The organism is Candidatus Nitrotoga sp. BS (genome assembly GCF_927797785.1).
In the GTDB taxonomy this organism is placed as follows: Bacteria; Pseudomonadota; Gammaproteobacteria; order Burkholderiales; family Gallionellaceae; genus Nitrotoga.
On the sequence record NZ_CAKMLL010000078.1, the window covers coordinates 35,361 to 61,893 of the forward strand.

General features: G+C 48.0%; 25 protein-coding genes. 8 read left to right on the top strand and 17 right to left on the bottom strand.

Annotated features, from left to right (window positions below):
- Positions 1–155: 155 nt before the first annotated feature.
- Positions 156–962: an outer membrane protein assembly factor BamD gene (locus MJ769_RS10250; protein ID WP_239236917.1), complete on the bottom strand. Its 807-nt coding sequence runs from the start codon at positions 960–962 to the stop codon at positions 156–158.
- On the opposite strand from MJ769_RS10250, the gene rluD reads away from it, so the two are divergent.
- Positions 961–1,977 carry a 23S rRNA pseudouridine(1911/1915/1917) synthase RluD gene (gene rluD / locus MJ769_RS10255; RefSeq protein ID WP_239236918.1) on the top strand — a complete coding sequence of 339 codons (1,017 nt, stop codon included), beginning with the start codon at positions 961–963 and terminating at the stop codon, positions 1,975–1,977. The two genes, MJ769_RS10250 and rluD, sit on opposite strands and share 2 nt — an antisense overlap.
- The gene (gene pgeF, locus MJ769_RS10260; RefSeq protein WP_239236919.1) at positions 1,964–2,704 is read left to right on the top strand and encodes a peptidoglycan editing factor PgeF; all 741 of its coding nucleotides are present in this window, start codon (positions 1,964–1,966) and stop codon (positions 2,702–2,704) included. The genes rluD and pgeF overlap by 14 nt, the downstream gene beginning before the upstream one ends.
- Positions 2,705–2,900: 196 nt before the next feature.
- On the opposite strand, the gene MJ769_RS10265 is transcribed toward pgeF, so the two are convergent.
- The 7 genes from MJ769_RS10265 to MJ769_RS10295 form a co-directional block, all read right to left on the bottom strand.
- Positions 2,901–4,793, bottom strand: coding sequence for a chemotaxis protein CheA (locus MJ769_RS10265; RefSeq protein ID WP_239236920.1), 1,893 nt, complete (start codon positions 4,791–4,793; stop codon positions 2,901–2,903).
- Between the two features lies 1 nt (position 4,794).
- Positions 4,795–5,553 carry a protein phosphatase CheZ gene (gene cheZ / locus MJ769_RS10270; RefSeq protein WP_239236921.1) on the bottom strand — a complete coding sequence of 253 codons (759 nt, stop codon included), beginning with the start codon at positions 5,551–5,553 and terminating at the stop codon, positions 4,795–4,797.
- Between the two features lie 8 nt (positions 5,554–5,561).
- Complete coding sequence (gene cheY / locus MJ769_RS10275) at positions 5,562–5,936, bottom strand: chemotaxis response regulator CheY (protein WP_445083090.1); 375 nt, start codon at positions 5,934–5,936, stop codon at positions 5,562–5,564.
- A gap of 154 nt (positions 5,937–6,090) precedes the next feature.
- Entirely contained in the window at positions 6,091–6,954 is an 864-nt protein-coding gene (locus MJ769_RS10280; protein WP_239236955.1) for a chemotaxis protein, read from the bottom strand.
- A 116-nt stretch (positions 6,955–7,070) separates the two neighbouring features.
- On the bottom strand, positions 7,071–8,027 hold the full coding sequence (locus MJ769_RS10285) for a chemotaxis protein (protein WP_239236923.1): 957 nt from the start codon (positions 8,025–8,027) through the stop codon (positions 7,071–7,073).
- A gap of 129 nt (positions 8,028–8,156) precedes the next feature.
- On the bottom strand, positions 8,157–10,142 hold the full coding sequence (locus MJ769_RS10290) for a methyl-accepting chemotaxis protein (RefSeq protein WP_239236924.1): 1,986 nt from the start codon (positions 10,140–10,142) through the stop codon (positions 8,157–8,159).
- A 982-nt stretch (positions 10,143–11,124) separates the two neighbouring features.
- Positions 11,125–11,592 carry a hypothetical protein gene (locus tag MJ769_RS10295; RefSeq protein ID WP_239236925.1) on the bottom strand — a complete coding sequence of 156 codons (468 nt, stop codon included), beginning with the start codon at positions 11,590–11,592 and terminating at the stop codon, positions 11,125–11,127.
- Positions 11,593–12,305: 713 nt separating this feature from the next.
- Here MJ769_RS10295 and MJ769_RS10300 point away from each other — a divergent pair.
- Entirely contained in the window at positions 12,306–13,334 is a 1,029-nt protein-coding gene (locus MJ769_RS10300; protein WP_239236926.1) for an NAD-dependent epimerase/dehydratase family protein, read from the top strand.
- Between the two features lie 48 nt (positions 13,335–13,382).
- Here the strand turns inward: MJ769_RS10300 and phoR are convergent, their stop codons facing one another.
- The 7 genes from phoR to radC all read right to left on the bottom strand — a co-directional run bounded on the left by phoR (position 13,383) and on the right by radC (position 21,408).
- A complete protein-coding gene (gene phoR, locus MJ769_RS10305; RefSeq protein ID WP_239236927.1) occupies positions 13,383–14,705 on the bottom strand; it encodes a phosphate regulon sensor histidine kinase PhoR in 1,323 nt (440 codons plus the stop codon).
- Between the two features lie 128 nt (positions 14,706–14,833).
- Positions 14,834–15,520 (bottom strand): phosphate regulon transcriptional regulator PhoB, encoded by a 687-nt coding sequence (gene phoB / locus MJ769_RS10310; RefSeq protein WP_239236928.1) that lies wholly within the window; start codon positions 15,518–15,520, stop codon positions 14,834–14,836.
- Positions 15,521–15,599: 79 nt separating this feature from the next.
- Positions 15,600–17,030 carry a sodium:solute symporter family protein gene (locus tag MJ769_RS10315; protein WP_239236929.1) on the bottom strand — a complete coding sequence of 477 codons (1,431 nt, stop codon included), beginning with the start codon at positions 17,028–17,030 and terminating at the stop codon, positions 15,600–15,602.
- 111 nt (positions 17,031–17,141) lie between these two features.
- Positions 17,142–17,744 carry a peroxiredoxin gene (locus MJ769_RS10320; protein WP_239236930.1) on the bottom strand — a complete coding sequence of 201 codons (603 nt, stop codon included), beginning with the start codon at positions 17,742–17,744 and terminating at the stop codon, positions 17,142–17,144.
- Positions 17,745–17,912: 168 nt separating this feature from the next.
- On the bottom strand, positions 17,913–18,962 hold the full coding sequence (locus MJ769_RS10325) for a formylglycine-generating enzyme family protein (RefSeq protein WP_239236931.1): 1,050 nt from the start codon (positions 18,960–18,962) through the stop codon (positions 17,913–17,915).
- A gap of 149 nt (positions 18,963–19,111) precedes the next feature.
- Positions 19,112–20,131, bottom strand: coding sequence for an SUMF1/EgtB/PvdO family nonheme iron enzyme (locus tag MJ769_RS10330; RefSeq protein ID WP_239236932.1), 1,020 nt, complete (start codon positions 20,129–20,131; stop codon positions 19,112–19,114).
- Positions 20,132–20,733: 602 nt separating this feature from the next.
- Positions 20,734–21,408: a RadC family protein gene (gene radC / locus MJ769_RS10335; RefSeq protein WP_239236933.1), complete on the bottom strand. Its 675-nt coding sequence runs from the start codon at positions 21,406–21,408 to the stop codon at positions 20,734–20,736.
- 70 nt (positions 21,409–21,478) lie between these two features.
- On the opposite strand from radC, the gene coaBC reads away from it, so the two are divergent.
- The gene (gene coaBC / locus MJ769_RS10340) at positions 21,479–22,672 is read left to right on the top strand and encodes a bifunctional phosphopantothenoylcysteine decarboxylase/phosphopantothenate--cysteine ligase CoaBC (RefSeq protein ID WP_239236934.1); all 1,194 of its coding nucleotides are present in this window, start codon (positions 21,479–21,481) and stop codon (positions 22,670–22,672) included.
- Between the two features lie 2 nt (positions 22,673–22,674).
- Entirely contained in the window at positions 22,675–23,127 is a 453-nt protein-coding gene (gene dut, locus MJ769_RS10345; RefSeq protein ID WP_239236935.1) for a dUTP diphosphatase, read from the top strand.
- 132 nt (positions 23,128–23,259) lie between these two features.
- Here the strand turns inward: dut and MJ769_RS10350 are convergent, their stop codons facing one another.
- The gene (locus MJ769_RS10350) at positions 23,260–23,784 is read right to left on the bottom strand and encodes an RNA pyrophosphohydrolase (protein WP_239236936.1); all 525 of its coding nucleotides are present in this window, start codon (positions 23,782–23,784) and stop codon (positions 23,260–23,262) included.
- A gap of 153 nt (positions 23,785–23,937) precedes the next feature.
- On the opposite strand from MJ769_RS10350, the gene MJ769_RS10355 reads away from it, so the two are divergent.
- The 3 genes from MJ769_RS10355 (at position 23,938) to MJ769_RS10360 (ending at position 26,075) form a co-directional block, all read left to right on the top strand.
- Positions 23,938–25,677: a proline--tRNA ligase gene (locus tag MJ769_RS10355; RefSeq protein ID WP_239236937.1), complete on the top strand. Its 1,740-nt coding sequence runs from the start codon at positions 23,938–23,940 to the stop codon at positions 25,675–25,677.
- Positions 25,678–25,787: 110 nt separating this feature from the next.
- Entirely contained in the window at positions 25,788–25,919 is a 132-nt protein-coding gene (locus tag MJ769_RS14755; RefSeq protein ID WP_445083091.1) for a group II intron maturase-specific domain-containing protein, read from the top strand.
- Between the two features lie 3 nt (positions 25,920–25,922).
- Entirely contained in the window at positions 25,923–26,075 is a 153-nt protein-coding gene (locus tag MJ769_RS10360) for a hypothetical protein (protein WP_239236938.1), read from the top strand.
- A gap of 134 nt (positions 26,076–26,209) precedes the next feature.
- On the opposite strand, the gene MJ769_RS10365 is transcribed toward MJ769_RS10360, so the two are convergent.
- Positions 26,210–26,389, bottom strand: a complete 180-nt coding sequence (locus MJ769_RS10365) for a hypothetical protein (RefSeq protein ID WP_239236939.1) — start codon at positions 26,387–26,389, stop codon at positions 26,210–26,212.
- Positions 26,390–26,533 lie beyond the last annotated feature (144 nt).

Here is a 26,533-nt window from a genome sequence, read left to right on the forward strand (position 1 = left end):
ACGATGGGAGGCGTGCAAACTTTGTAGGGGGGAAAAACAGGGAAGCGGACATTTCTATTTGGCGTTGACATTCTGATGCTGACTTCATATATCTCGCGCTGATTGATACGACCATCAATCACCCTATATTTCTTATGCGCCACATGCCGAACCGCCTATTTCCAAAAGTGCCACCACGATTTTATATTCTTCGAGGATTTTTTGACGGCTGGCTGACCACCATCTTGCACAAGGTTTTTGTCCAGCACGCGCTGCGAATCATCGCGTAACTCTTCCAGATCCATCGCATCATAGGCCTGCACCATGATTTGCAGAGCTTCGCGTGTAGCCGGAGACTGTGGGAATTCATTCAGTACGCCATTAGCACGGCTGGCAGCAGCCACATAGGCTCCGCGGCGTAAATAATAACTCGCGATTTGTGTTTCATGGCGGGCCAGCGCATTAACCAAGTATTGCATACGTAATTTTGAATCAGCTGCATATTTGCTGTTAGGAAAACGTGTGACAAGATCCTTAAATGCATCGAAAGCCTCACGCGGCGCTTTGGGATTACGCTCTGACATGTGTGGTTGAAAATCCTCGCCAAACAGACCAAGATTTTCGTCGAAATTGACCAATCCTTTCAAATAATAGGCATAATCCACGTGCGAGCTTTTGGGGTACAGCTTAATAAAGCGTTCCACCGCAGAAAGTGCTGATTCGGGTTCATCTTGCTTGTAGTATGCGTACGCAGTCTCCATCTGTGCCTGCTGTGCATAACGGCCGTATGGGTATCGGGATTGCAAGGTCTCGAATAGTTTTATGGCACCAGTATAATTGGCATTATTCATCTGCTCCGTGGCCTGCGCGTAGATTCCCTCTGCGGATTCTAATTTCTCGGAAGCGGATTTTTCGTCCTTCGTAGTAAAAATACTGCACGCCGTTAGCATGAGCAGCAGAATTAAAGTTAAACTATGGCGCATGGCAGAATCCAAAAAAATATTGTCCAATTATACCGCAAACCTTTCTATACCTAGCCCGCTTACATTGGAGACCGCACCACTTTGGTTCAAAGTTCCCGATGAATGTGCGGGGATGCGCCTTGATCAAGTGTTAGCCAAGCTGCTACCAGAGTATTCACGTAGCCGCCTGCAAGACTGGATCACGCAGCAACAAGTTAAACTCGACGGTGCAGCAACCACTTCCAAACAAAAGGTGTGGGGTGGCGAAGCAATAAAAGTCATGTTGCAATCGAATCCTGCCGAGCAACCTTATCAGGCCGAGGATATCGAGCTAAACATCTGCTTCGAAGATGACAGCATTCTCATCATCAACAAGCGGGCAGGGCTGGTAGTGCACCCCGGCAGCGGGAATTGGAATGGCACACTGCTCAACGCCTTACTCCATCATACGCCTCAACTTTCAGAAATACCGCGTGCCGGTATTGTACATAGGCTGGATAAGGATACCAGCGGACTACTGGTCGTTGCAAAAACACTTACCGCACAAACGGCGCTGGTGCGCCAGTTGCAAGCACGCAGCGTTCAGCGCGAATACTATGCTCTGGTATATGACAAAGTGGTATGCGGCAGCACAATTAATGCGCCCATCGGCCGACATCCTACACTGCGCACCAAAATGGCAATAGTGGAAGACGGCAAACCCGCAATCACACATTACACTATTGCGGAACGCTTCCCCGGCTGCACATTGCTTCGCTGCAAACTGGAAACCGGGCGCACCCATCAGATCCGTGTTCACCTTGCCTATGTTCGCCATCCTCTGGTTGGAGATTGCGTATACATCAAGGGGGCTCAGAAATGCGCGCCACATTTACGCCACATCTTGGCCGCTTTTCCACGTCAGGCATTGCACGCGACTCAACTCGGACTAGAACATCCGATAACGGGTGAATGGTTGGAATGGCACGCCCCAATGCCAAACGATTTAGCACAGCTACTAAAAAACATCAGGAGCGCATCGAATGAACCTGCTTGAACATTACATTATCCCTGACTGGCCTGCTCCAAAAAATGTCAGAACACTACAAACCACACGCAACGGCGGGATAAGTGTTACTCCCTATGACAGTCTTAATCTCAGCAGTAACGTAGGTGACTCACCTTTAGCCGTGGCGCGCAATCGCATGCTGCTGGCACCAATGCTGCCCAGCGAGCCCGTGTGGCTCAAGCAAGTACACGGTGTAGTAGTAGCTAATGCGGCACAGGCAGAATGTTGGCCCGAGGCCGACGCCTCCGTATCCACTCACCCAGGTGCGGTGTGTGTAGTAACGACTGCAGATTGCCTGCCAATACTACTATGCAATGATAAAGGCAGTGTAATCAGCGCAGTGCATGCGGGGTGGCGTGGATTGTGCGACGGTGTAATTGAACACACCGTACGTGCCATGGACGTCGTGCCTCCTGGTACGCTCATGGCCTGGCTTGGACCAGCAATAGGTGCACAAGCTTTTGAAGTGGGCGATGAAGTGCGTGCAGAATTTATTGGCAAAGACCAGCAAGCCGCTGCTGCCTTCGTGCCTGACAGATCTGGAAAATGGTTCGCCGATATCTATCAACTTGCAAGTCTACGCCTGAATGCATTGGGTGTTACGCGAGTATACGGAGGTGGCCTGTGCACCTATACAGACGATGCGAATTTCTTCTCTTATCGGCGCAATAGTGTGACGGGGAGGATGGGAACATTTATCTGGCTAGATAAGTGACTTCAATTATTTTTTAAACAGATAGTTAACGTGGGCGATGTTCATAAATTTCCCTCGCCTTATATCAAGACTTCAGCCGTTAAAGATCATCCCAAGAATTAGATGAGCTTGCCAACTAATTGCTTGGTAATTAAACAAGTCAATCGAACGATGCTAATTCACAGCAACTTTTAGACTTGTTCAATTATCCCCTGCCTCATCTACGGTGCTCACCAAACAATTCTTTGATGTCCAGGATCAATATAATCTCCCCCTCGCTTGACATTGTCACACCTGCCACACCCTTGGGCCGGAAAGTATCCAATGATTTGATCACCACATCATCGTGTCCAGCAAAGCCATCTGCCGAGAGGATGAAACTGTTTTTTTCGATCTGCATCAGCACACCCACTTCAGGTTTGTCAGTCTGCTCCCAGCCAATCAGACTAGCCAATGAAAGCACCGGCAAAACCTCACCGCGCACCACCATCGTGGCTTTACCGGCTATCTGTTGCAAATCATTTGGTGGAACCGATAAAATCTCCCGCACCAATGATAGTGGCACTGCAAATGATTGATTACAGAGACGTAGCAGCAATACTGGCAGGATCGCCAAGGTGAGTGGCAATGAAATGGTGAACTCACTACCCTTACCCGGTACAGATGTGATACTAATGGTGCCACTCAATTTCTCAATGTTGGTTTTCACCACATCCATTCCAACCCCACGACCGGAGACACTAGAAATCTCATCTTTAGTTGAAAACCCTGGGAGCAAAATCAAACTCAAGCTCTGTTCTTCATCCAGACTACTCGCAGATTCCGCACTAATTAATCCCTTGTCTATAGCCTTATTGCGAATCACCTCGGGGCGCATACCTTTACCATCATCGGTGATTCTTATGATGATGTGATCTCCCTCCTGTTTAGCGCTTAAGTGCACTAAGCTTTTCTCTGTCTTACCCGCCGCCGCGCGCTGTTCAGAAGTTTCCACTCCGTGATCCACCGCATTGCGAATCAAATGTACCAGTGGATCGTTAAGATCCTCAATCATGGTTTTATCGATTTCGGTCTCTTCGCCGGACAACACCAACTCAACATCCTTACCAAGTTGACGCGCCAAATCGCGCGCCAAACGAGGATACTTATTGAAAAGACGACCGATAGGTTGCATACGCGTCTTCATAACTGCATTTTGCAAATTCACCACCAGCATATCGAGCTGACTAACCGACTCGTCTAATGCGAGCAAAGTGGCCGAGTCAGATCGCCCTTGCAAAATATCGGTGCGTAGATGAGTCAAGCGATTTTTGGTCAATCCAATTTCGCCGGAAAGATTAAGCACTTGATCCAAACGGTCAGTATCGACACGAATAGTATTATCCTTGCCCGCTTCATTTTCTCGGCGCCCGGCAGCTGGCGCTTTATTGCCTGGAATATCATTACAACGTCGGCCAAACGAATTAGATTCTGGCTGTGACGGCTTATTGTCGCCAGCAGGTGGCAATGGCGCCTGTGTTGCAGCTGGCACAGAAGAAGTCGCAGCAGCTGAAGCTGATATCGCACCGGATCCAACCTGAACTGGAACGGACGAAGACCCCACCAAGGCCTGATGCAATACATTCCAGTCTAGACTAGCCACTGATGAAGATAGAGGATTATCAGCCGCAGATTCAGTCGCAGCCACCTGCGGTGCTACAGCTGAAACCACAACGACTTCTCCATTCAGGGCTGCGTGCAGTGTGGCAATCAAGTGAGGAGGGGCGGCTTCTGGCTGCCTGTATTGTGCTAATGCATCAAACATCTGCCTGACCTCTCCCGTCGCTGCAAAAATTGCGTCCATTAGAACGGCATCCAAAACCAACTCACCATTGCGCAAATTGTCAAATAAATTTTCTGTGAGATGACATAGGGTGACCAGCTCCGTCGCATTAAGAAATCCGGCGCCACCCTTAATAGTATGGAAGCCACGGAAAATGATATTGAGCAGGGCGCGATCATGCGGCTGCTTTTCCAAATCAATCAACTTACTATCAACATCAGACAACAGCTCAGATGCTTCCGTCAAAAAATCCTGCATTAACTCTTCCATACCCGCAAAATCGTTCATTTTAGAACCCCATACTTTCAAGCAAGTCGTCAACTTGATTTTGATTGGTCACCACGTCGGTGCGACCTTCCGAATTTATCACCGGACCATTCAGTAGCCCGGCATGCTTATCCGTGTTAGAAGATGGAAGACTCTCAACCAGCAACTCCACAAGCTGTTTTTCCATTTGTTGCGTCACATCCACAATTTTTTTGATTACCTGCCCAGTTAAATCCTGAAAATCTTGTGCCATCATGATTTCTGTCAGGTAGGAATTGGTAGCCTTCGCTTGATTGGGAACCTCAAGCAAAAATGCGCGGGTTTGCGTGGCCAATTTTTTGAACTGCTCAGTATCTAGTTTATTATCAAAAAGCATCTGCCATTCCTGCGCCAACTGTTGGGAATCGACTTCCATCTTTGCCACTATGGGTTGTGCGGCCTCAGTGGCATTCAGCACCCGTTCAGCAGCATTTTGAGTCATGGTAACGACATAACTCAGGCGGTCACGAGTATCAGGAATGAAAGCTGAGACTTTGTCAAGATCCTTGCCATAACCTAGTTCATGGAGGGTGTCATGAAACTTACGCGTCATTTGCCCAAGCTTGTTTATCACTTCGCCCGATGAGTTACTCTCATCCTCACTTTGTGACAACACCCCATTACCTGAAGGCGTTGTAGTATCGTCAACCTCTCCCTCACGGTCATCGCTCGCCGAGACAATGCTATCAAATAATGCTTCCAAATCATCTTCATCTTGTCCTGCAACTGCTTTCTTAGTCATGGCATCACTCACTTTTGCATGGTCAGGAAAATTTTCTTCATTTTTTCGTCTAGCGTGGCAGCAGTAAACGGCTTCACAACATAACCGCTGGCACCTGCTTGTGCCGCCTCAATAATGTTTTCGCGCTTGGCCTCAGCGGTCACCATCAATACTGGCAAGTGTTTCAGTGTTGCATCAGCACGGATGGCTCTAAGCAAATCAATGCCGGTCATATTAGGCATATTCCAATCCGACACCACAAAATCAAAACGATCACCGCGTAGTTTTTTTAACGCATCAACACCATCTTCCGCTTCCTGCACATTGACGAAACCAAGCTCCTTGAGCAAGTTACGGACAATACGCCGCATTGTGGAAAAATCGTCTACCACCAAAAATTTCATGTTTGCATCTACCACGATATACCTCCCGTTTCTTTTAGTTCTAAGGGAAACTGTGGACAGGGGGGAAATGTAAAACTGTTCACTGTGTTACGACGTTCTATTATTTTCATTTATGTCTTACCCCGATAGCCATTTTCAGATGCATTCAGATGCATTAAGCCAGCAAAGGCCGCAATGTATTGCTCAATATCGGCGCATCAAATTTGGGCACGTAATAATCCACTCCAACCCGCTTCCCCATAGCGCGGTTAGCTTCGGACGACAACGACGAATGCATAACCACCGGAATTCCATCAAAACGCTTATCCGCCTTGATATGCTGAGTCAGCACGTAGCCATCCATTACCGGCATTTCCGCATCTACGAGCACCACTTGAATCTGATCATGCAGATTGAGACCACTGTTCTGAGCAGTATCGGCCAGTCCCTTCAAGCGCTCCCATCCTTCCAGCCCGTTGTTAGCCTGCAAATTTTTGACGCCCATCTTATCCAGCACTTCGGATATTTTCTTACGCGCTACTGCCGAGTCATCCACGAAAAAGATACATAATTCATGGCCATTTTCGACCTTATCCACGCCGCCCACCACATCCTCACCAAATGCAGTGGCAAGAACCTGTTCGACATCCAGTATAGAAACGAGCTTGCCATCCGGCAGCTCAGTGATCGCGGTAATCATATCCTTGTTACCTGAAAACAGGTCGTCTGCAGGGCGTACCTTATCCCAGTCAACTCGAATAATACGATCCACGTCATGCACTAGAAAACCGAGAATATGTCGACTATATTCGGCCACCATCATGGTGCCTTGCGCGTTAGACATTGCTCTATCAAGCCCCATAAATTTAGCCAAGGTCAGCACGGGAAGAATATGCCCACGTAGTGACACAATACCGTCCACACCAACCGGCATGTTGGGCGTCTTGGTAATCTCCATCGCTCGGCACACTTCCTTGACCTTGAATACATTGATGCCAAAGGTTTCTGGTGTTCCCAGGGAGAACAACAGTATCTCCATCTTATTAGAACCAGCCAAATTAGTTCTAGCATCCACCGTATCGAACAGGCCACCAGTACTCTGGGGCGAAGACGTGCTGTCTGCTACTTGTGATTGATAATCGGCAATCGACATAATCAGTCCTTTCCGTTTCTGGTCAGCAGGCGAGCGAGCGTCTGCGAAAGCTTCTGTGGTTCAAATTTTGGCACGTACTCATCTACCCCGACCGCTTTGCCGAGTTGCTGATTGGAATCGCTAGAGAGCGACGAATGCATCAACACCGGGATATTGGAAAAGCGCCTGTCTTCCTTGATCATGCGCGTCAGCATGTAGCCGTCCATTTCCGGCATTTCTACGTCGGTGAGGATGACTTGCACCATATCGCTCACGGGTATTCCCTCCGCTTCGGCGTAACCCGCAATCTTTTGCAATTCTTCCCATGCCTTGCGGCCATTGATAGCAGAAATATGATTCACCTCCATTGCATCTAGTGCACCAATAATCTGCTTACGCGCCACTGCGGAATCATCGGCAAAAAATACCGTGCGACCAGACATCCCTAAGGGCTTGACAGCCTTCAATGCAAGGTCATCATTAAAATGTCCAGTTTCAGCCAACACTTTTTCCACATCCATCATCATCACCAATCGCCCATCGGCCAGCTCTGTGACGGCAGTCACCAAACCGCCCATTTGGGCATTAAGCATTTCTGGAGGCACCCTCATAGAGGCCCAATCAAGACGCAGAATGGTATCCACTGCCTCGACCAAGAAACCCTGAGTGTGGCCATTGTATTCAGTGACCACCATAATTCCTGGCTTATTGTCAGTCTGCACTCCGGTGTATTTCGCCAGATCAATCACTGGCACCAGCACTCCTCGTAGACTTACCATACCTTCTACTGAACTAGGCATTTCAGGCGCATGAGTAATGGCCGGCACACGCATCACCTCACGCACCTTGAATACATTGATACCGAAGGTTTCGCAGCGGCCGGTACGATTATCCAAGCCAAGCGTAAACATCAGAATCTCCAACTTGTTGGTACCTGCCAGCTTGGTGCGCCCATCTATATTTCTAAGCAATTCAGACATGACTAACCTCGTTACTTTAAGCCTCTCTCCCTGACATTTGTCACCCCAGTTTCGCTCTCTTTCAAAACGAAGGAGGTGAACAAACTGTAAGATGTAGCGCAGGAGCGCGCGGCATTATTGTTTCAGTAATTACACCTTAAAGTGGGCCACAGCGGCCTCCATTTCTCCAGCCAGCTTCTCCAACCGTCCTATGTCCCGCCCAACAAGTTCGATCGCCGAGTAGTTCTCTTCAGCCATTTGCGCAATGCTTTCGACATGACGAGCAATTTCATGGCTGCCCTTGCTTTGCTCATCGACCGACGCTGCAATACTATTCACTCCACTGCTGACGTTGGTTACCGAAGTTCCCGCCTCGGTCAGCATGGTGGATACAGTACCGATCTGTTGTTGAGTAGATTTCAACGACTGCAAACCATGCTCAATGGCTTTTTCCACATTGCCGGATTGCACGTCCAGCGTGCTGGTTACCTTGTCGATTTCACGGGCCGATTGCGCAGATTTTTCAGCCAATTTGCGAACTTCGTCTGCCACCACTGCGAAACCCCGCCCTTGTTCACCGGCACGCGCCGCTTCAATCGCAGCATTCAGCGCCAACAAATTGGTTTGATCAGCAATATCCTTAACCTGCTGAGTCATACTGGCGATTGTGCGAGCGCTTTGCACGAAATCACCCACCGATGCCGCAATCTGATTCACCGCCTTTTCAATGCTGGCAATTTCGTGAATCATCACTTCAGTACTTTGATTACCTTGCTTGGTTTGCTGCAAACTTTGTTCGGAAAGCTTATACACATCTGTAGCAGTCGCCGCCACTTCTGAAATACTCACCGTCATCTGTTCCACCGCAGCAGCGGTGGAAGCCGCTGCTTCATTCTGCGACTGCGAGCTTCTTGTAACTTGCTGAGAGGCTGTAGCAAGCTGAGTCGTACTCAGACGAACCTGCTTCGAGCTTTCTATAACGTTATTAATAATTCCCTGCATACTGCCAATTAGCAGATTGAAGGAATGACCAGTCGCAGCAATTTCATTGTTGCCTTCCACCACGATGCGGTGCGTGAGATTATTGTCGCTCTGGATAAGGGCAATGGTTTTTTGCAAGGAAGACAATTCACCCACAATACTTTTGACGATAAACATTCCCGCCCCCACGGTCACCAGGATAGACAGCAATCCGAAAATTGCACTGCCCATGAAAGACGTGCGGGCTCTCGCTGCAGCGGCATCAGAAGACTTTCTTATACGCTCGGCAAGCAGATTCTCAACATCTTTCATGTCATTAATCATGGCGGTAATACTGCCGAACCACTTCACCGGCCCAACACCAAAATCACCCACAGCTACTTTTTCTATCACTACCTTACGCATGGCGTCCACTTCATTCACAGCTGCACCAGCCATTTTATTTTTGTAAAGTGCGCGAGCCTCATCTGACGCGTAATTAACAAAAGTTTCCAGATATGTCTTCTCAGCAGAGATTTGACTAATAAAAGACTGATACTGCGCTGGTTCAATTTTGTTGGCAGTAAATACCGGCACCATTAACGCGCGCTCTTGCCCGGAACGTTCCTTAGCGTAAAGAAAAGCAAGGTACGCCGTCATTTGTTTGGCAACTTGCATGTCAGTAGTCTGTTCCGAGATCACTGGCATTATTTCAAGCATAGCTGCAATGGTCTTGGTGTAATAACCGGCAGCTTCTGCCGCAGGGATTCTGAACTGCGAAGCTGCGTCACGGTTATCTTTAAGACCATCCAGCTTACCTATTGCGGCATCCATTGCAGTTCGGAGGGACATGGGTATATCGGCCGCACTCATATGTGAATAACTGCTCTTGAGCACCCCTATTTTTTGATCCGTATCAGCGCGATATCCTGGCAGCTCGTTGGAAAATTTCTCGCCCTTGGACTGTACAAAACCAGCCGTGGCACCGCGTTCAATTTGCAGATTATGTGTAGCGTCACCTATAGCAACAGCAACGTTCATCAATACATCGGTTTGCGTCAGACTTCTCCACTGCACATAGCTTTGTTGAGCATTAATGGCCGCGAAAATAATCAGCCCGATAAGCGGCAGAGCCAGTAACAGTATCAATTTTTTTGATATAGAAATATTTTTCATGATTTGCCACATGCCTTATATAAATGAAACTGTTTATTACACAGCAACAATTTAATTCGAATTATTTTTTACTTCGCCCTGAATTGTTTAATTGTCTATGCTGCGCTATGATTAAATTCATTAGTTCCACAAGTAGAACTTGGAATCTAAATTTTTAGTTTTAAAAAATACCACCCCACCATTTTTACCACCTTCACTCCACATATTTCAGGTTGCCACATGAAGTATCATTTTGCGTTGTACCGCGTAAAAATATTCTTCTTACAGCCACTTATAACGGCGTCACGATTGTAAACTTTAGGGCGCATTTGAAAACTCACAAAAACTCCAACTCGCATCTCACCGCAGCCTGCGGTATAACGTTACCGCCCATTTAGCATAGATTTCGCCGTGGCAATGAAGGGGGCGACTACCCAAATAGCAAGTATTTAATCTTCCAAAATAGATCATTTAACTTACGTGAATCTGCAAACCTTGGTCTGCTCGAATTGTTCAATAAAACCGAAGGTCTTAAGCATGATCGCGCATAGGGATATTGTGGAAATAAGGGGACAGCATATGCCGACTAAAAGAATTTGATCCTCAGAAAAAGGCCTGAAACTCATGCCTTCTTTCTTCTACTATCGCACCCGTAAACCCGATGGTGAGCTCGATGAGTTAAAACGCAGAAAAAACCGGGCTAATATAGATCAGAGCCAGAGCCAGGCTCATTTTTACGGCAATCAAACTATTGGAGGATAAAACGAAAGCGCGCTATAGCGGATTTGGAAAAAACAGCCTGGAGTTTACGGCCTTAATACTAGTGAATAGCTATCTGCTTGCTGGCAAACGTAATGGTACAGATATCTGCCAGAATGGACACCAAGATACTTGTTAGCACTGCCTTTAGCAACCATACTGTGTAATAAACGTTAAGGACTGTGTAATAAACGTTAAGGCCAGCTTCAAGCTGGCCTTAACGAGTATTAATAATAATGAAATATTATTTATTAACCCACTGATTGTGGCCTGATTTTGCAGAGAAATGGTTACCGCCTAATGTATCTCCAGATCCAGCAGCGTTGCCCGTAGTTGCAGCATCTTTTCCAGCACCATATGCTTTACTGTCAGTAGGCTCGTTATTAGCCACTACTGCAGTTGCCCGTCTGAAATCAGACAAACGATTGCCATCATCATTTTTATAACCGGGATCGATATCAAAGGCTTGAGATTGTTGATGATTTACTACTTTTCCGGGCGGATTCATATGTGAAGGCTGATCACGTATGCCAGACTGACCGGTATACTGTTTGCAGCAATTCCATGAGGTGTTCAGACCAGTCCCTGTAAAGGGCTGATGTGCATCTTCTGCCATTACCGGCGGAGGTGCCGAAATTGCTTGCGCCTGCGCTAACGAAGCGCCAAATACAAAACAGGAAGCGATTGCGAGGCTAATAACATTTTTTTTCATGAGAAGCTCCTTAATATAAATCTTGCAAGATTAGTTGATATAGAGTCAAGGCACATCAAGCTTCTACGCCACAGACATTTACGGAGCCTACCCAATACTTAAAATTCGGCAGACCCAGGCTTGCATACTACGGGTCAGCTTCGGAATATGTCAAGAACTTTGAGGTCACTCGGTCAAAAATATTTGCATTCCCATCTTTTGCCTCCCTTTATATCAATACCCTAACCTGATTCGGATTGATACATGTCTTGATTCGCAAGGTACGTTGGTTATCAATGCCGCATGCCCTACCCATAGCAATAGCTGGGTTGCATCACAGTTTGAACGACCACTTCTCATTTCTCTCGACTTTTAGACATCCAACCCCACATCTTCCGAACGGTGGCACAACTGACAGTAAACGTTCTAAATTCATACTGCCAGCTGCAAACGGCTCTGCGACACCTTCAATCTTGGGCCATCACTTATAACCATTCAGCACGGGCGCTAAACCCAGATGGAATGCGTGCAACGAAGCTGAGTACGGTAGAATTCGTCATGGGTAGTTTCTGCCTGTGATTCAAGTCATCTTCGCTATCAGTTTTAGAAAGCATCAAAGCCCTTCAAGTTGAATCACAAACAGTTTGCATAGGCTGGCGACAAGCTCGCGTTTAATCCGGGTACAGCTGAAGATATACGGTATGTCTCTTTAAGGTATTGGTGAGAAAACAATTATGACCGCTTTTCAAGTTATTAAGCAGCACCTTCCGCAGGACCCTCGTATTTGGCTGGTTACTGGCGCAGCCGGATTTATTGGAAGCAACTTGGTGGAAGCACTCCTCAGGCTCGATCAGCATGTTATAGGCTTGGATAATTTTGCTACAGGTTACAGAAAGAACCTAGAGGAGGTGCAAACTTGCGTTACCCCGCAGCAATGGGCTGGGTTTCGTCTCATCGAGGGGGATATTCGCGATTTAAGTGCTTGTCGAGAGGCCGTGTCAGGTGTGGATTATGTGCTACATCAGGCGGCGCTTGGTTCGGTGCCACGCTCGCTTGAGGACCCCATTCTTACTAACGAAAATAATATCTCGGGCTTTCTCAACATGCTGGTGGCGGCGCGAGATGCAGCGGTAAAGCGCTTTGTTTATGCAGCATCCAGTTCAACTTATGGTGATCACCCGGGGTTGCCCAAGGTTGAGAATTTAATCGGCAAGCCTTTGTCGCCTTATGCAGTGACTAAATATGTGAATGAGCTTTATGCCGATGTGTTCAGTCGATGTTACGGATTCCACACCATCGGTTTGCGCTATTTCAACATCTTTGGACGTCGCCAGGATCCAAATGGTGCTTATGCAGCGGTAATCCCGAAGTGGGTAGCCAGCATGATCAACAATGAGCCTGTTTTTATCAATGGCGATGGAGAAACCAGCCGCGACTTTTGTTACATCGATAACGCTGTGCAAGCTAATCTCCTTGCCGCAACTGTAGAAGAGAGCGCTTCCACCAATCAAGTTTACAATGTCGCTGTCGGGGATAGAACTACGCTCAACAACCTCTTTGATCAAAGTCGAATATTACTCATGCCGCACTTCCCACATTTGAGAGAATTCAAACCAGTTTACCGTGATTTTCGTGCAGGTGATGTGCGCCACTCTCAAGCGGATATTTCAAAAGCCCAGTCTTTTCTGGGTTATGCGCCTAGTCACTCCATTGCTCAAGGTCTGGAAGAATCGATGGCATGGTATGTTAAAAACATGGCATAAGGTAGGGAGCGTTATTGAACGTCAGGCCATTTGCAAGTGCTGCTGTCACTAAGTGGCAATAACCTTTTCCGCTTGCACTGGGAGGTGCCGACTGGAAGAAAATACAATACTGAAGGTACTGCCCTTGCCTTCCTCACTGACAATTTCCAAGCGCGCTTTATGTCGACTGACGATGTGCTTGACAATTGCCAGCCCCAAACCTGTGCCCCCGGTTTCTCGTGAGCGACTGCGGTCCACCCGATAAAAACGTTCTGTCAGGCGCGGAATATGTTGCGGCGAGATTCCAATGCCACTGTCCTGCACACTAAAAACCGGCTGCTCGCCCTGCTCGTGCCAGCTCACCAGAATCTCGCCGCCATGCGGGGTGTAACGGATTGCATTGGATATCAAATTGCCAAAGGCGCTACGCAACTCATCGGCGTTGCCCAGCAGAGCACAGCTACTCTCTAGCTCTAGTCGCAAAGTATGTTTCCCCGCACTTAAAGATTGCCCTTCTTGATGCAGCGTGCATAAAAGTCTGGCTACGTCCACGGCTTCTTCCTGCAAGGCATTGAGTGTGTCTTCCAGCTTAGATAGGGTAAGCAAATCGTCTACTAGCTGCTCCATGCGGTACATTTGTTCTCCCATCAGGTGCAGCGCGCGGCGCGCCATGCTATTTTCAAGGTTGGGCATGTCGTGCAAGGTCTCTACAAAACCATTGACTACCGTTAGCGGTGTGCGCAATTCATGCGACACATTTGCTACAAAATCGCGGCGCATGGTTTCAATGCGTTCCAAATGGGTAATGTCTCGGCTGATCAGTAGCAGCTTGTTGTCACCGTAGTGAATCAGTTTAATGGACAGCGTCAGCCCGTTCTGCCGCGCACCACACAAAACCAACGGTTCGCTGAATTCGTGCAGGGCGAGGTATTGCACGAATTCTGGTTGACGCGCCAGATACGTGATCTGCTGGCCGATGTCGCGCTTACAGTCCAAGCCAAAATGTCGCTCAGCCAGCGGGTTGCACCATTCAATATGGTAGGCTTCATCAAGTATGGCCACTCCTTCTGGCAGCGCCGAAGTGGCCTGCTCCATGTGCTGTAGCGCCGCGACACGTTGTTCATGTTCTTTGCGGTGTTGGCGTACCATTCTGTTCAGCCGAGTGAATACCTCTTCCCACAGCCCCGAACCATTAGGCACTATACGTTGATCAGAGTCGGCCAGCCAGTAATCAAGTGCTTCGAGTTGGCGCAAGTGGAGAGCTAGATTTATCAGCATAAACATACTGAAGAATAAGGAAGCAAGTAACGCGCCTACTGCTGCCCACGCTAGCAGGGACAGAACCAGAATGGTAAATGGAACGAAGAGTGCACGCCGCCAAAAATAACACATGGTGTAGCCTTTAAAAATTACGCTGCGCAAAGGAGATGGTGAGCAAAGAGGTGGGAAACCACATATCGGCAGGGTGCAAAAAAATGCAATTGACGGGATGGATTGCGGCTATGTTTTACTCGTCCGGTTTAGTTGCATGAAAAACGGTAGCCGCTGCCGCGCACAGTCTGAATAAGACTATCGAAGTTGGTGGGCTCAAGCGCCTGTCGCAAACGGCGAATGTGAACATCCACGGTACGCTCTTCTACAAATACATGATCGCCCCAAACTTGGTCGAGCAGCTGCGAACGGCTATAGACTCTCTCGGGATGGGTCATAAAAAAATGTAACAAACGAAATTCGGTCGGCCCCAGATCAATCAGCACTCCATTAGCGTTGATACGATGCATCGCTGGCGATAATTCCAGACCACCTGCAGCTACTGTTTCATCACTCATTTGTGGCGCGCGACGGCGCAGCACGGCACGGATGCGAGCCATCAGTTCACGCGGTGAAAATGGCTTGGTTATGTAATCGTCTGCACCTGATTCCAGCCCTTGAATCTTGTCGCGTTCGTCGGTGCGCGCAGTCAGCATTATAATGGGGATGTTACGTGTACGTTGATCGGCGCGCAGACGACGCGCCAGTTCCACGCCACTACTACCCGGCAACATCCAATCAAGCAGGATTAAGTCGGGTAGCGCATGGTTGATGTGCGTCCAAGCGCCATCGGCATCAAATGCCTCGGTTGCGCGGTAGCCACATTGCGTTATATTGAATGCCAGCAATTCCTGTATCGCAGGTTCATCTTCCACTACCAGAATATTCGCGGTCATTGTTTTCTCCGTTGTTTATATGACAAACAACTTGCGATGGTATGACAGAATTGTGACAGCAGTATGACGGTCATGCTCCCTATTCAATCAAATGAGCAGCATGGCGGCGGCGCTTCAAGTCAGGCAGCAGCGAGCCAAGCAACATGCCTGATGCGCTCATCAGCAAGCCCGCCAGTTGTGGTGGACACAATCCTTCAGGATTAAAAATTTCAAGTAGTAACCATGACGATAGGCCAGCGACAATTGCAAACAACGCACCTTGCGTATTCGCTCGCTTCCAGTACAGCCCGCACACCAGCGGGATGAATGCCGCCACTAAAGTCACCTTGTAGGCGTTCCCCACCATCATATAAATACTCGATGTGGAGTTTAACGCAAACAAAGTAACGGCCACGGCAAAGCATACAACGACTGCACGCATGGTCAGCAAAAAATGTCGGTCACTCTGGTAGCCGATAATGCCTTTCAGGATATTTTCGGTAAAAGTCACTGATGGTGCCAGTAAAGTGCCGCTGGCAGTGCTCATAATGGCGGCAAGCAGTGCGCCAAAGAACATCACCTGAGCAAATACCGGCGTGTGGTTCATGATCAGCGTGGGCAAAATCAACTGCGCGTTACCATCGATCAACGTGGCCACCATCCCTGGGTCGATCAACGTGGCGGAATATGCCAGGAAAAGAGGTATAAAGGCGAACAAAAAATACAGGGTGCCACCAAGTAACGCGCCGCGTACGGCAGTTTTTTCATTTTTTGCTGACATCACACGCTGAAATACGTCTTGCTGAGGGATGGAACCCAGCATCATGGTTACTGCTGCGCCGATGAATGCGAGCACATCTCTGATTTCCAGCTGCGGCCATAAGACAAGCTTATTGGCTTGTGTAGCATGGTCTATGACCCTTTCTGCGCCACCGGCTATACCGGACAGCAGCCAAGTCAGGTACAACATGCCGACAACAATAATCGTCATTTGGAAAGCGTCTGTCAAAGCCACCGACCACATTCCGCCGAAGAGGGTGTAGATTAGCACGATGCCAGCGCCAACCACCATTCCCTCACCGGGTGAAATCGCACCTTGGGTAATAAATGAGAACACCAAGCCCAACGCTGTAATCTGCGCTGAGACCCAGCCCAAATATGAAACGATAATAGCCAGGCTGGTAAGCACCTCCACCGTGCGACCAAAACGCTGCCGGTAATAGTCGCCAATGGTAATCAGGTTCATTTTATAAAGCTTGGCGGCGAAAAATGCACCCACCAGAATCAAGCACATGCTGGCGCCAAAGGGATCTTCAACGATTCCCCTCAAGCCCTCCTGAACGAACGTCGCGGATACTCCCAGCACTGTTTCCGCACCGAACCAGGTAGCAAACACTGTGGCAGTCACGATATACAGCGGCAAGTGCCGTCCGGCCATCACATAGTCTTTGACATTATGTACGCGCGTGGCGGCATACATACCGATTCCGATAGAAATCATAAGATAAAGAATGACGAGCCAGATCAACATGAGTGCATTGCAAAATCGTTACAGCGTGGTCGAATTGTAGCAGCCCTTGGATGCTATTGAGATCAATAAAAAGGCTCCCTTGGGAGCCTTTTCGTAACATGAAATTGGCGCTTACAATTTTTCAGCGTGCTCGGCCAAGTACTTCGCCACGCCCTCTGAAGAGGCATTCATCCCAGCCTCACCATTGCGCCAGCCAGCGGGGCAAACCTCACCATGCTCCTCGTGAAATTGCAATGCATCTACCATACGTAGCATCTCATCAATGTCGCGACCAAGCGGTAGATCGTTCACCACTTGATGGCGCACCACACCGCCACGGTCTATCAGAAACGAGCCACGGAAAGCCACTCCGTCCTTGTGTTCAACGTCATAAGCGCGGCAAATTTCATGCTTAATGTCGGCCACCAGCGGGTAGCGCACCTGACCGATGCCGCCCATATTAACAGGCGTATTTTTCCAAGCCAAATGAGTAAACTGCGAATCAATAGAAATGCCGATTACTTCAGTTTTACGCTTCTTAAATTCGTCTAGGCGATGATCAAAAGCAATCAATTCGGAAGGACATACGAAAGTAAAATCCAGTGGGTAAAAGAACACCACACCATACTTGCCATCCAAGTGGTTAATCAAGCTAAAAGCTTCGTTTATTTCATTGTTACCCATCACTGCAGCAGCAGTAAAATCGGGGGCAAGCTTGCCGACGAGAACAGCCATTATTTTTTCCTTTTGCTGAATTAATTATTACCATGAGATAGAATTTAGCGAGTGATAGAGTTGATGTCAACCACAATGCTCTGCAAGTGTTAGCGCTAACATCAAACACCCTTCCACACTTTGCCGCTTATCTATTCGATGGCCGAGCCAATATTTTAAAACGCTAAGTTACGGCAATGTCCTAGCAAGGCGAAACCCAAGATTATTGATTCGTTCCGTAGCTTCAATTCCTTCGCGATATCTTGCGGTTAGATACTCAGGCTCGTATTCAAAAGACCCGCCTCGAAGAACCAGTTTCGCACAATCACCTTCCCGGCAACCGTCCGTCCATTGCCAGACGTTGCCCAACATGTCATACAGACCGTAAGGATTCGGCTTATAACTCCCCACTTCGGTTGTGGTATATTTTTTCTTGTCATAATTGTTATCACACCCACGACAATTGGCATTCTTAAAACCAAGTTCATTTCCCCAATAATACTGAGTAGTAGTACCAGCCCGCGCGGCAATTTGCCATTCAGATTCACTCGGCAGGCGGTAATTTTTACCAGTTTTTTTCGATAACCATTCGATATAGCTCTGAGCATCATTCCAGCTCACATTAATTACAGGCTGCAAACCGCGTCCTATCTCTTCCTGAACTGGCATATAACCATTACATCCACCGTCTGCCACACATGCATCCCATTCATCAAACGTGACAGTATATTTCCCTATCTCAAAATCCGTACCTGGAATCGGCACCATTTCAGGGCAGAAGGTACATGCCTTAAGCTTTTTTTCAGCTGATTTTTCCTGGGTCTTGGAAACTTTCGATTGCTCAGGTTTGACCCGCTTGCCTTCGGCATTAAGTGTGGGCGCACCCAATATCACATCAACCCTCTTTACCACGGCATAATCTACTCGGATTTTTTGCTCAAATATGCGATCACTAAAGGCATCAACTTTCTTTTGCACCTTCAACTTCACTGTGCCCATAGGCACCTTTATATCCAACGGGCATTCGCCCTTAAATTTCCCATTAACCGAAACATCAGCACCCACGTCATCAACAGCGCAAACGACTCTCAGTATGGAGTCCGCCGCGTAAGCGTTAGAAGATGATGCGGCCACAACAAACAAGAACAAAAAATAAATTAATTTCATGAAATCTCCGTTAAAAAATAAAAAAGCCGAATTTTTAAGCACTCTTAACCTCCTCAAATGAGGTTTTTTCATTAATGTACAAGATTTGTAATGAGAGGCAGACTTAAATTTATTCTAGTTTCCCATACTATCCCCACTCAACAATCGCCTTTTATATACTTATTCAGCAGTTATGCAAATTATAAAAGTAAGACAAGAACAAAACACTAATCCACAATATTTTATTTCAGCGTCATAGCAAGTCTAAATCCGCTGATATGATAATACCCATTCACATCGTCCTTGAAACGAGTAGCTATACGAATGTTTGACGTGGTGTCATTCCAAGAGCCACCACGAAGCACTCGTGTATTACAGTCACCCTCCCAGCAACTATCCGTCCATTGCCAAACATTGCCAGACATGTCATACAATCCAAAACCGTTTGGCTTGAAGCTACCAACTGGCGAGGTTGATTTATTGTCCCACTTGCTTCCGCAACCATTGCAATTTGCATTGATACTAGAAGCCGAATCTCCAAAAGGAAAAATACCCCAATAATATTCGGTTGTAGTGCCAGCTCGTGCAGCGATTTCCCATTCCTCTTCAGTCGGTAGACGGTAAGTATTACCGCTCTTGTTCGATAGCCATTGAATGTAAGCTTGAGCATCATTCCAGCTCACATTAATCACAGGACGAGTACCATGCCCCCATTCCTTATCCGAAGGATGATAACCGTTACAGCCACCATCTATCACGCAAGCATCCCAGTCTTGGAACGTCACAGTGTATTTTGCCATCGCAAAGTTAGTGCCTGGAATCGGCACCATCTCGGGACATTCGAGACATTTTTTGTGTTCATCCGGTAATTTATTTTCTTTAATCCCTACTGCTAACTCCCTAGATTTCTGCTGTTTGCCTTTGAGGTTAAGCTGCGCCGCGCCCAATATTACATCGATTTTTTTTGTAACATCATCACCCAAACGAATTTCTTGTTCAAATATTCGATCATTAAAGGGATCAACTTTCTTTTGCACCTTCAACTCCAATGTGCCAGCAGGCACCTTGACCTCTAATGGGCATTCCCCTTTAAATTCGCCGTTAACCAACACTTCTGCCCCCACATCCTCGCCTTTACAATTGACGACTAACAAGGATCCCCCCGCGAACGAATTGACGCTCAACATGGCTCTACCCGCGTATGCATTAGCTGATACCGCGAGAGATAAACTTAGCAGGAACAAAATATAAACTGGTTTCATGGAACCTCCATTCTAAAAATTAGGGACGCATTGTTATATTCGTCTGAGAAAACTGCAAGGTTTATATCTACTTTGCCGATAATATTTTTCTCTACTACGAGCATATTTATTGGGCACATTGACATTTTTACTTAACAACCCTCACCATTACTTTTGTTTCGCTTTAGCTGATCAAGAGAATATTTCTTTTAGGCACCATTTTGGTAAGAAGTTCATTTGATGCTTCAGGCCAACAAATAAAACAATGACAGCCTCCAAAAAAATAGCCACACTGTTATCCCAACACATGTATGTAGGGTCTGCAATGAAAGCGCAAGTAGCGCAAATAATATTTTTACTGGATGAAAGACATTGGCCTAATGCGTAAATTTCAGCATCGTGGCAAAAAGTTGGCAAGCCTGCTACTTTAATTCATAGCAGCCACTTACAACCCAATTAAAGCGAGACGATCATTTAGCGTAACACGCGTACATTCGCAAAAAATGGAAATGCACCGACACAAAGGCATTTTGTAAAGATTAAAAGTAAAATTAGCTGAGAAATTAATCCACATGAGCTGTACGAAATTAACTGTGGGGTTTCATTAGTCAGCTGATAAGCCATTACAGCATTCCTCTCTCTGCAAAAGACAAACACCCCGTTCCTGCCACGATAAAATGATCAAGAACGCGCACATCCACCAGCGCAAGTGCCTTCTTAAGCGTGTCGGTGAGCAAGCGATCGGACTGACTGGGCTCAGCCGCGCCTGATGGATGATTATGTGCCAAGATGACTCCAGCAGCGTTATGATACAACGCACGTTTAACCACTTCGCGCGGATACACGCTGGTTTGGGTGAGCGTGCCGTGGAACATTTCTTCTGATGCAATTACACGGTTTTGTGCAGTAAGGAAGGCAACCAAGAACACTTCCTGTTCACGGCCACGCAGCAGCAATCGCAGATAATCTCGTACCGCGCCCGGCGAGTTTAGCGCGTCACCCATGCGCATTTCCTCTTGCAAGGCACGCCGTGACATTTCCAACACGGCCTGCAACTGAACATATTTGGCCTGCCCCATACCGTATATGGCGCAAAACTCTTCTTGGCTAGCCGCGAATAAACGAGTAAGTGTGCCAAACTGGATAAGCAAGTCACGCGCCAAATCTACCGCACTTTTACCCACCACACCGGTGCGCAGAAATATTGCCAGCAACTCGGCATCCGAGAGTGAGGCAGCACCACGCTGGATTAACTTCTCGCGCGGCCTTTCTCCCTCAGGCCAATTATTAATTCCCATTGCCCTCCTTTGCCTAAGCATAGTGGTTTTTTGATAAAGAACAGCAGTTCTTGCTAAGATGCGCAGCATTATGGAACAAATTCAAACAAAACGTATTGTGCTTGGCATCACCGGAGGTATTGCCGCCTATAAAAGTGCCGAATTAACCCGGCTATTGGTAAATCAGGGCATACAAATACAGGTTGCGATGACTGAAGCTGCGTGCCACTTCATTACGCCGACCACCATGCAGGCCCTATCCGGCAAGCAAGTATTCATCAATCAGTGGGGCGAACACACAGCTAATCACATGGCGCACATCAATCTAAGCCGCGCCACCGATGCCATTATAATAGCCCCGGCCACAGCTGATTTCATCGCCAAGCTGGTGCACGGCTTGGCCGATGACCTGCTTTCCACGCTGTGCTTGGCTCGCAATTGTCCTATGCTGGTAGCTCCTGCAATGAATCGTCAAATGTGGGAAAATCCAGCCACACAACGCAATATCCAGCAACTCGTTGCTGATGGTGTGACTATTTTAGGCCCTGCCAACGGTACGCAAGCATGCGGCGAAGAGGGAATGGGGCGCATGCTGGAACCCTCAGAGTTAGCACGCGCTGTGCTCACCTTTTTTCAGCCAAAATTACTATCCGGCGTGAAAGTTCTGCTGACTGCCGGGCCAACCTACGAAGCAATAGACGCAGTACGCGGCATTACCAATCGCAGCTCCGGCAAGATGGGCTATGCCATCGCACAAGCCGCGCTGGAACTAGGTGCGGAAGTTACATTAATTTCCGGTCCTACCGCCTTACCCTGCCCTCATGGTGCCGCGCTGATGAATATCACCAGCGCGGCGGAAATGTTTGAGTTAGTCCAAAAACATGTCACAGATACTGACATTTTTATTAGTGTAGCAGCCGTAGCTGATTATCGCGTAGCTCAACCGAGCGAACAGAAAATCAAGAAGAGTACAGGCGGACTAACACTGGAACTATTACCCAATCCAGATATCCTGGGGTATGTCTCTGGGCTTCCAAAGCCACCGTTCTGCGTGGGTTTCGCGGCTGAAAGCCACAACCTTTACGAGTACGCTGCAACGAAGCGAAAAACCAAAAAAATTCCACTACTCGCAGCCAATCTTGTGCAACAAGCAATTGGGGCAGATGACAACGAGCTGGTCTTATTTGACGATGCGGGCGAGCATGTATTACCGCGCGCGAATAAGCTCAAGCTGGCGCGAGCTTTGTTGCAGCACATAGTCAAACTTTACCGGCGAGGAAATTAATTATGAAAAAAACTGTGGATGTAAAAATTCTTGATCCGCGCCTGCATGAGCACCCTCCCGCCTACGCCACACCTGGATCGGCGGGGATAGATTTGCGCGCCTGCATTGACCAGAGCATGATTATTCAGCCTGGCCAATGCGAACTCATCCCAAGCGGCATTGCGATTCACCTAGCCGACCCGCAGTGCGCCGCGATGATCTTGCCTCGCTCTGGACTAGGGCACAAACACGGTATTGTACTGGGCAATTTGGTCGGCTTAATCGATTCCGACTACCAAGGACAAATATTCATTTCTATCTGGAACCGTGGACAGCACCCATTCACTCTAATGCCTCTGGAACGCATGGCGCAACTAGTTATCGTGCCGGTACTGCAAATGCAGCTTAATATCGTTCAGGATTTCCCCATCAGCCAGCGCGGAAGTGACGGTTTTGGCAGTACCGGTAAACATTGAACTTCCCTCGGCTTTTCGTCTTCCAATAGGTGACATTCTTGCTAGCAGCGTTACCTCGTGCTGAGCTATAAACCAATCTTCAAGATACCTCCAAAAAATCCAATTTTTAGAGGCGCCCTTAATGGTGGGAGCTCAAAAATTACTAGCAACTCTTCTGGATGCATCCCAGCCAGAAAAATTGTTTGCTGGCGGCAAATAGCGTACTAACTCATTCAATGCCAAACGGTAAACATCCCGTTTAAATTCAATCACACTTTCCATCTCAACCCAGTAATCGTTCCAACGCCAGGCGTCAAACTCGGGGTGCACGGAAGCACGCAGACAGACATCACAATCACGACCAACCAGCCTCAGCAAAAACCATATCTGCTTCTGCCCCTTGTAACTGCCACGCCACTCACGCTTAACCCAATGTTGCGGCACCTCATAACGTATCCACTCACGCGTTCGACCAAGTATCTGGACATGGCAAGACTTCAAACCTACCTCTTCCTGCAATTCGCGATACATCGCCTGCTCCGGTGTTTCACCGAACTGAATGCCACCCTGCGGGAATTGCCACGCATGCTGCCTGATGCGCTTACCCCAGAACACCTGATTCTTAGCGTTAGATAGAATAATGCCGACGTTGGGGCGATAACCATCCCGATCTATCATCTTCGCCACCTGTTTAATTAATTTAGATATAAAGCGGATTTTTTCACATTTCACACCACATTGAAAGCCGTCTCATCACAATCGGTACAGCATGCACACTTCGTTCGCTGTAAAATTAACACCTTGATAATTCGATTTGGCAAACTTACCATCATGCGCGTTTCACAATTTTTCATCTCCACCCAGAAAGAAGCCCCTTCCGAAGCCGAACTCGTCAGTCATCGTTTGATGTTACGCGCCGGCTACATCAAGAAACTGGCCAGCGGCCTGTACACATGGATGCCGTTAGGCCTACGTGTGTTACGCAAAGTGGAAGCCGTGGTACGCGAGGAAATGAATAATGGTGGTGGTATTGAGATGCTAATGCCTGCCATACAGCCAGCCGAACTTTGGCAAGAAACCGGGCGCTGGGAAATATTTGGGCCGCAAATGCTCAAAATTAAAGATCGTCATGACAAACTATTTTGTTTTGGCCCCACTCACGAAGAAGTTATTACTGACATCGCACGCCGTGAGATAAATAGCTATCGTCAATTACCAGTGAATTTCTACCAAATCCAGACCAAGTTCCGGGACGAGGTGCGTCCACGTTTTGGCGTGATGCGTGCACGCGAATTTGTAATGAAAGACGCTTATTCGTTCCATGCCAGCTTCGACAGCCTAGAACAAACCTACCAAGTAATGTATGAAACCTACAGCCGTATTTTCACCCGTCTTGGCCTCCAATTCCGAGCCGTAGCGGCAGATACAGGCGCCATTGGCGGCAGTGGCTCACATGAATTCCATGTGCTAGCCGACTCCGGTGAAGACGGTTTAGCATTCTGCCCCACATCTGATTATGCCGCTAATGTGGAACTGGCTGAGGCCATCGCACCAAGCATCTTGCGCGCAGCTGCCACCGAAACTATGCAAAAAACCATTACGCCCGGACAAAAATCCATTGAAAACGTTGCCGCGTTTCTGAAAGTAACGCCGCAACAAGTACTAAAAACAATCGCCGTAATGGATGTCAGTGGCAACTTTACCCTGCTTCTGCTCCGCGGAGACCACATGCTGAACGAAATCAAGGCCACCAAAATATTAGGCGAATTCCGTTTTGCCAGCGACGACGAAATTCATCAGAACATGGGCTGTCGTATCGGTTATATTGGTCCAGTCAATGTAGCTGTAAAAATCTTGGCTGATCATGCTGCCGCTGCCATGAGTAATTTTGTCTGCGGAGCCAACGACGACGGTTTTCACTACATTCACGCAAACTTTGGACGCGATATCAACTTGGACGAAACCAAAGTATATGACCTCCGCAATGTGGTCGCCGGTGATCCCAGCCCCGATGGGAAAGGCACACTGGAACTCTGTCGCGGAATCGAAGTTGGCCATATTTTCCAGTTACGCACCACTTATTCCGAAGCGCTCAATGCTAATTACCTTGATGAAAACGGCAAATCTCAATTTATGGAAATGGGTTGTTATGGTATCGGTGTTTCACGCATCGTCGCCGCCGCAATAGAGCAGAATTATGACGAGCGTGGCATTACCCTGCCTGCTGCCATAGCTCCGTTCCAAGTAGCGCTTGCACCTATCGGAATGAATAAGAGCGAAGCCGTGCGCATAGCGTCAGAACAGCTTTATACTGACATTGGCGCGGCCGGAATTGAAGTATTGCTTGATGACCGAAACGAACGTCCCGGCGTAATGTTTGCTGATTTAGAACTCATTGGTATTCCGCATCGTATCGTAATCGGGGAGCGCGGTCTCAGCCAAGAAGTACCTATGGTTGAGTACAAGGGGCGGTGCGATAAAGAACCTCAACAAATCCCGTTGCAAGATATTGTTAAGTTCATACAATTAACTTCACTTCAGGGCACCACTAAAAATTCAAATGCTAGATAACAGATTAAACCGAGTCTAGCCCCATTTCACAAGGCTATGTCGCAATTACCTGTCCTGGATTTACATTCGAAGTGCAACATTCAGTGTTTGGTTGAAAAGCGTATTTCGGCATAGCCGAAGTGATGAGCCCTTTGCGCGACATAGACAAATGGATACGACGCAAGTTACGCTGCTACATCTGGAAGCAATGGGGGACGAGCCGGCTACCGGGAACTGCGCAAACGCGGTGTGACTGTGCGTGAAGCATGGAACACCAGCAAATCAGCGCATGGGCCTTGGCGGCTGTCGAAGACTCCGGCGCTCGCACTGGCTTTGCCGGTGCGGTATTTCAGCAGTTTGGGTCTACCCGCTCTTGTTGCGTGGTAGGAGTCATATTTATCGAACCGCCGTGTACGTGATCCGTACGCACGGTGGTGTGGGAGGGAGGAGCCGAGAGGCTTCCTTCCTATCCCGATTAAGAAGGCTAAAGATATGCAGCCTCCGACAAGCGATATCGCGTAATCTGCGGGGTTCGACCCGTCGAAACGGTCGATCATGTGCCGCCCAAAGGCTTCTTCCAAGGTGTAGTAAACGCCCAATTACGGACGGTGCCTGCTTGTTCGGTATGCAACAACGGTGCTTCCTCAGACGATGAAGACGTGCGCATTTCATCAGCGCACAGATCGGAAAGCAAAATTCGGCTTCGAAGCAGATGCGGGAAGCTGGTGCGCACAAGTCGATCCTTCGTAAAACAAAGCTTCGTGAGGCCTTCGTTGCAACTGCTGGTGAGGTAACTGTTGTAGAAAGCGATGGCACACGCACGACGAAGATTGCTTTTCGCGTGCCTGTCAGCACATACCAACGAGTGCTCGAGAGA

Excerpts from the sequence above, each read along its gene's own strand:
- rluD (WP_239236918.1), top strand. The coding sequence starts at position 961 with ATGGCAGAATCCAAAAAAATATTGTCCAATTATACCGCAAACCTTTCT.
- MJ769_RS10250 (WP_239236917.1), bottom strand. The coding sequence starts at position 962 with ATGCGCCATAGTTTAACTTTAATTCTGCTGCTCATGCTAACGGCGTGC.
- pgeF (WP_239236919.1), top strand. The coding sequence starts at position 1,964 with ATGAACCTGCTTGAACATTACATTATCCCTGACTGGCCTGCTCCAAAA.
- MJ769_RS10265 (WP_239236920.1), bottom strand. The coding sequence starts at position 4,793 with ATGAACGATTTTGCGGGTATGGAAGAGTTAATGCAGGATTTTTTGACG.
- cheZ (WP_239236921.1), bottom strand. The coding sequence starts at position 5,553 with ATGACTAAGAAAGCAGTTGCAGGACAAGATGAAGATGATTTGGAAGCA.
- cheY (WP_445083090.1), bottom strand. The coding sequence starts at position 5,936 with ATGAAATTTTTGGTGGTAGACGATTTTTCCACAATGCGGCGTATTGTC.
- MJ769_RS10280 (WP_239236955.1), bottom strand. The coding sequence starts at position 6,954 with ATGGAGATACTGTTGTTCTCCCTGGGAACACCAGAAACCTTTGGCATC.
- MJ769_RS10285 (WP_239236923.1), bottom strand. The coding sequence starts at position 8,027 with ATGTCTGAATTGCTTAGAAATATAGATGGGCGCACCAAGCTGGCAGGT.
- MJ769_RS10290 (WP_239236924.1), bottom strand. The coding sequence starts at position 10,142 with ATGAAAAATATTTCTATATCAAAAAAATTGATACTGTTACTGGCTCTG.
- MJ769_RS10295 (WP_239236925.1), bottom strand. The coding sequence starts at position 11,592 with ATGAAAAAAAATGTTATTAGCCTCGCAATCGCTTCCTGTTTTGTATTT.
- MJ769_RS10300 (WP_239236926.1), top strand. The coding sequence starts at position 12,306 with ATGACCGCTTTTCAAGTTATTAAGCAGCACCTTCCGCAGGACCCTCGT.
- phoR (WP_239236927.1), bottom strand. The coding sequence starts at position 14,705 with ATGTGTTATTTTTGGCGGCGTGCACTCTTCGTTCCATTTACCATTCTG.
- phoB (WP_239236928.1), bottom strand. The coding sequence starts at position 15,520 with ATGACCGCGAATATTCTGGTAGTGGAAGATGAACCTGCGATACAGGAA.
- MJ769_RS10315 (WP_239236929.1), bottom strand. The coding sequence starts at position 17,030 with ATGTTGATCTGGCTCGTCATTCTTTATCTTATGATTTCTATCGGAATC.
- MJ769_RS10320 (WP_239236930.1), bottom strand. The coding sequence starts at position 17,744 with ATGGCTGTTCTCGTCGGCAAGCTTGCCCCCGATTTTACTGCTGCTGCA.
- MJ769_RS10325 (WP_239236931.1), bottom strand. The coding sequence starts at position 18,962 with ATGAAAAAACCTCATTTGAGGAGGTTAAGAGTGCTTAAAAATTCGGCT.
- MJ769_RS10330 (WP_239236932.1), bottom strand. The coding sequence starts at position 20,131 with ATGAAACCAGTTTATATTTTGTTCCTGCTAAGTTTATCTCTCGCGGTA.
- radC (WP_239236933.1), bottom strand. The coding sequence starts at position 21,408 with ATGGGAATTAATAATTGGCCTGAGGGAGAAAGGCCGCGCGAGAAGTTA.
- coaBC (WP_239236934.1), top strand. The coding sequence starts at position 21,479 with ATGGAACAAATTCAAACAAAACGTATTGTGCTTGGCATCACCGGAGGT.
- dut (WP_239236935.1), top strand. The coding sequence starts at position 22,675 with ATGAAAAAAACTGTGGATGTAAAAATTCTTGATCCGCGCCTGCATGAG.
- MJ769_RS10350 (WP_239236936.1), bottom strand. The coding sequence starts at position 23,784 with ATGATAGATCGGGATGGTTATCGCCCCAACGTCGGCATTATTCTATCT.
- MJ769_RS10355 (WP_239236937.1), top strand. The coding sequence starts at position 23,938 with ATGCGCGTTTCACAATTTTTCATCTCCACCCAGAAAGAAGCCCCTTCC.
- MJ769_RS10360 (WP_239236938.1), top strand. The coding sequence starts at position 25,923 with ATGGAACACCAGCAAATCAGCGCATGGGCCTTGGCGGCTGTCGAAGAC.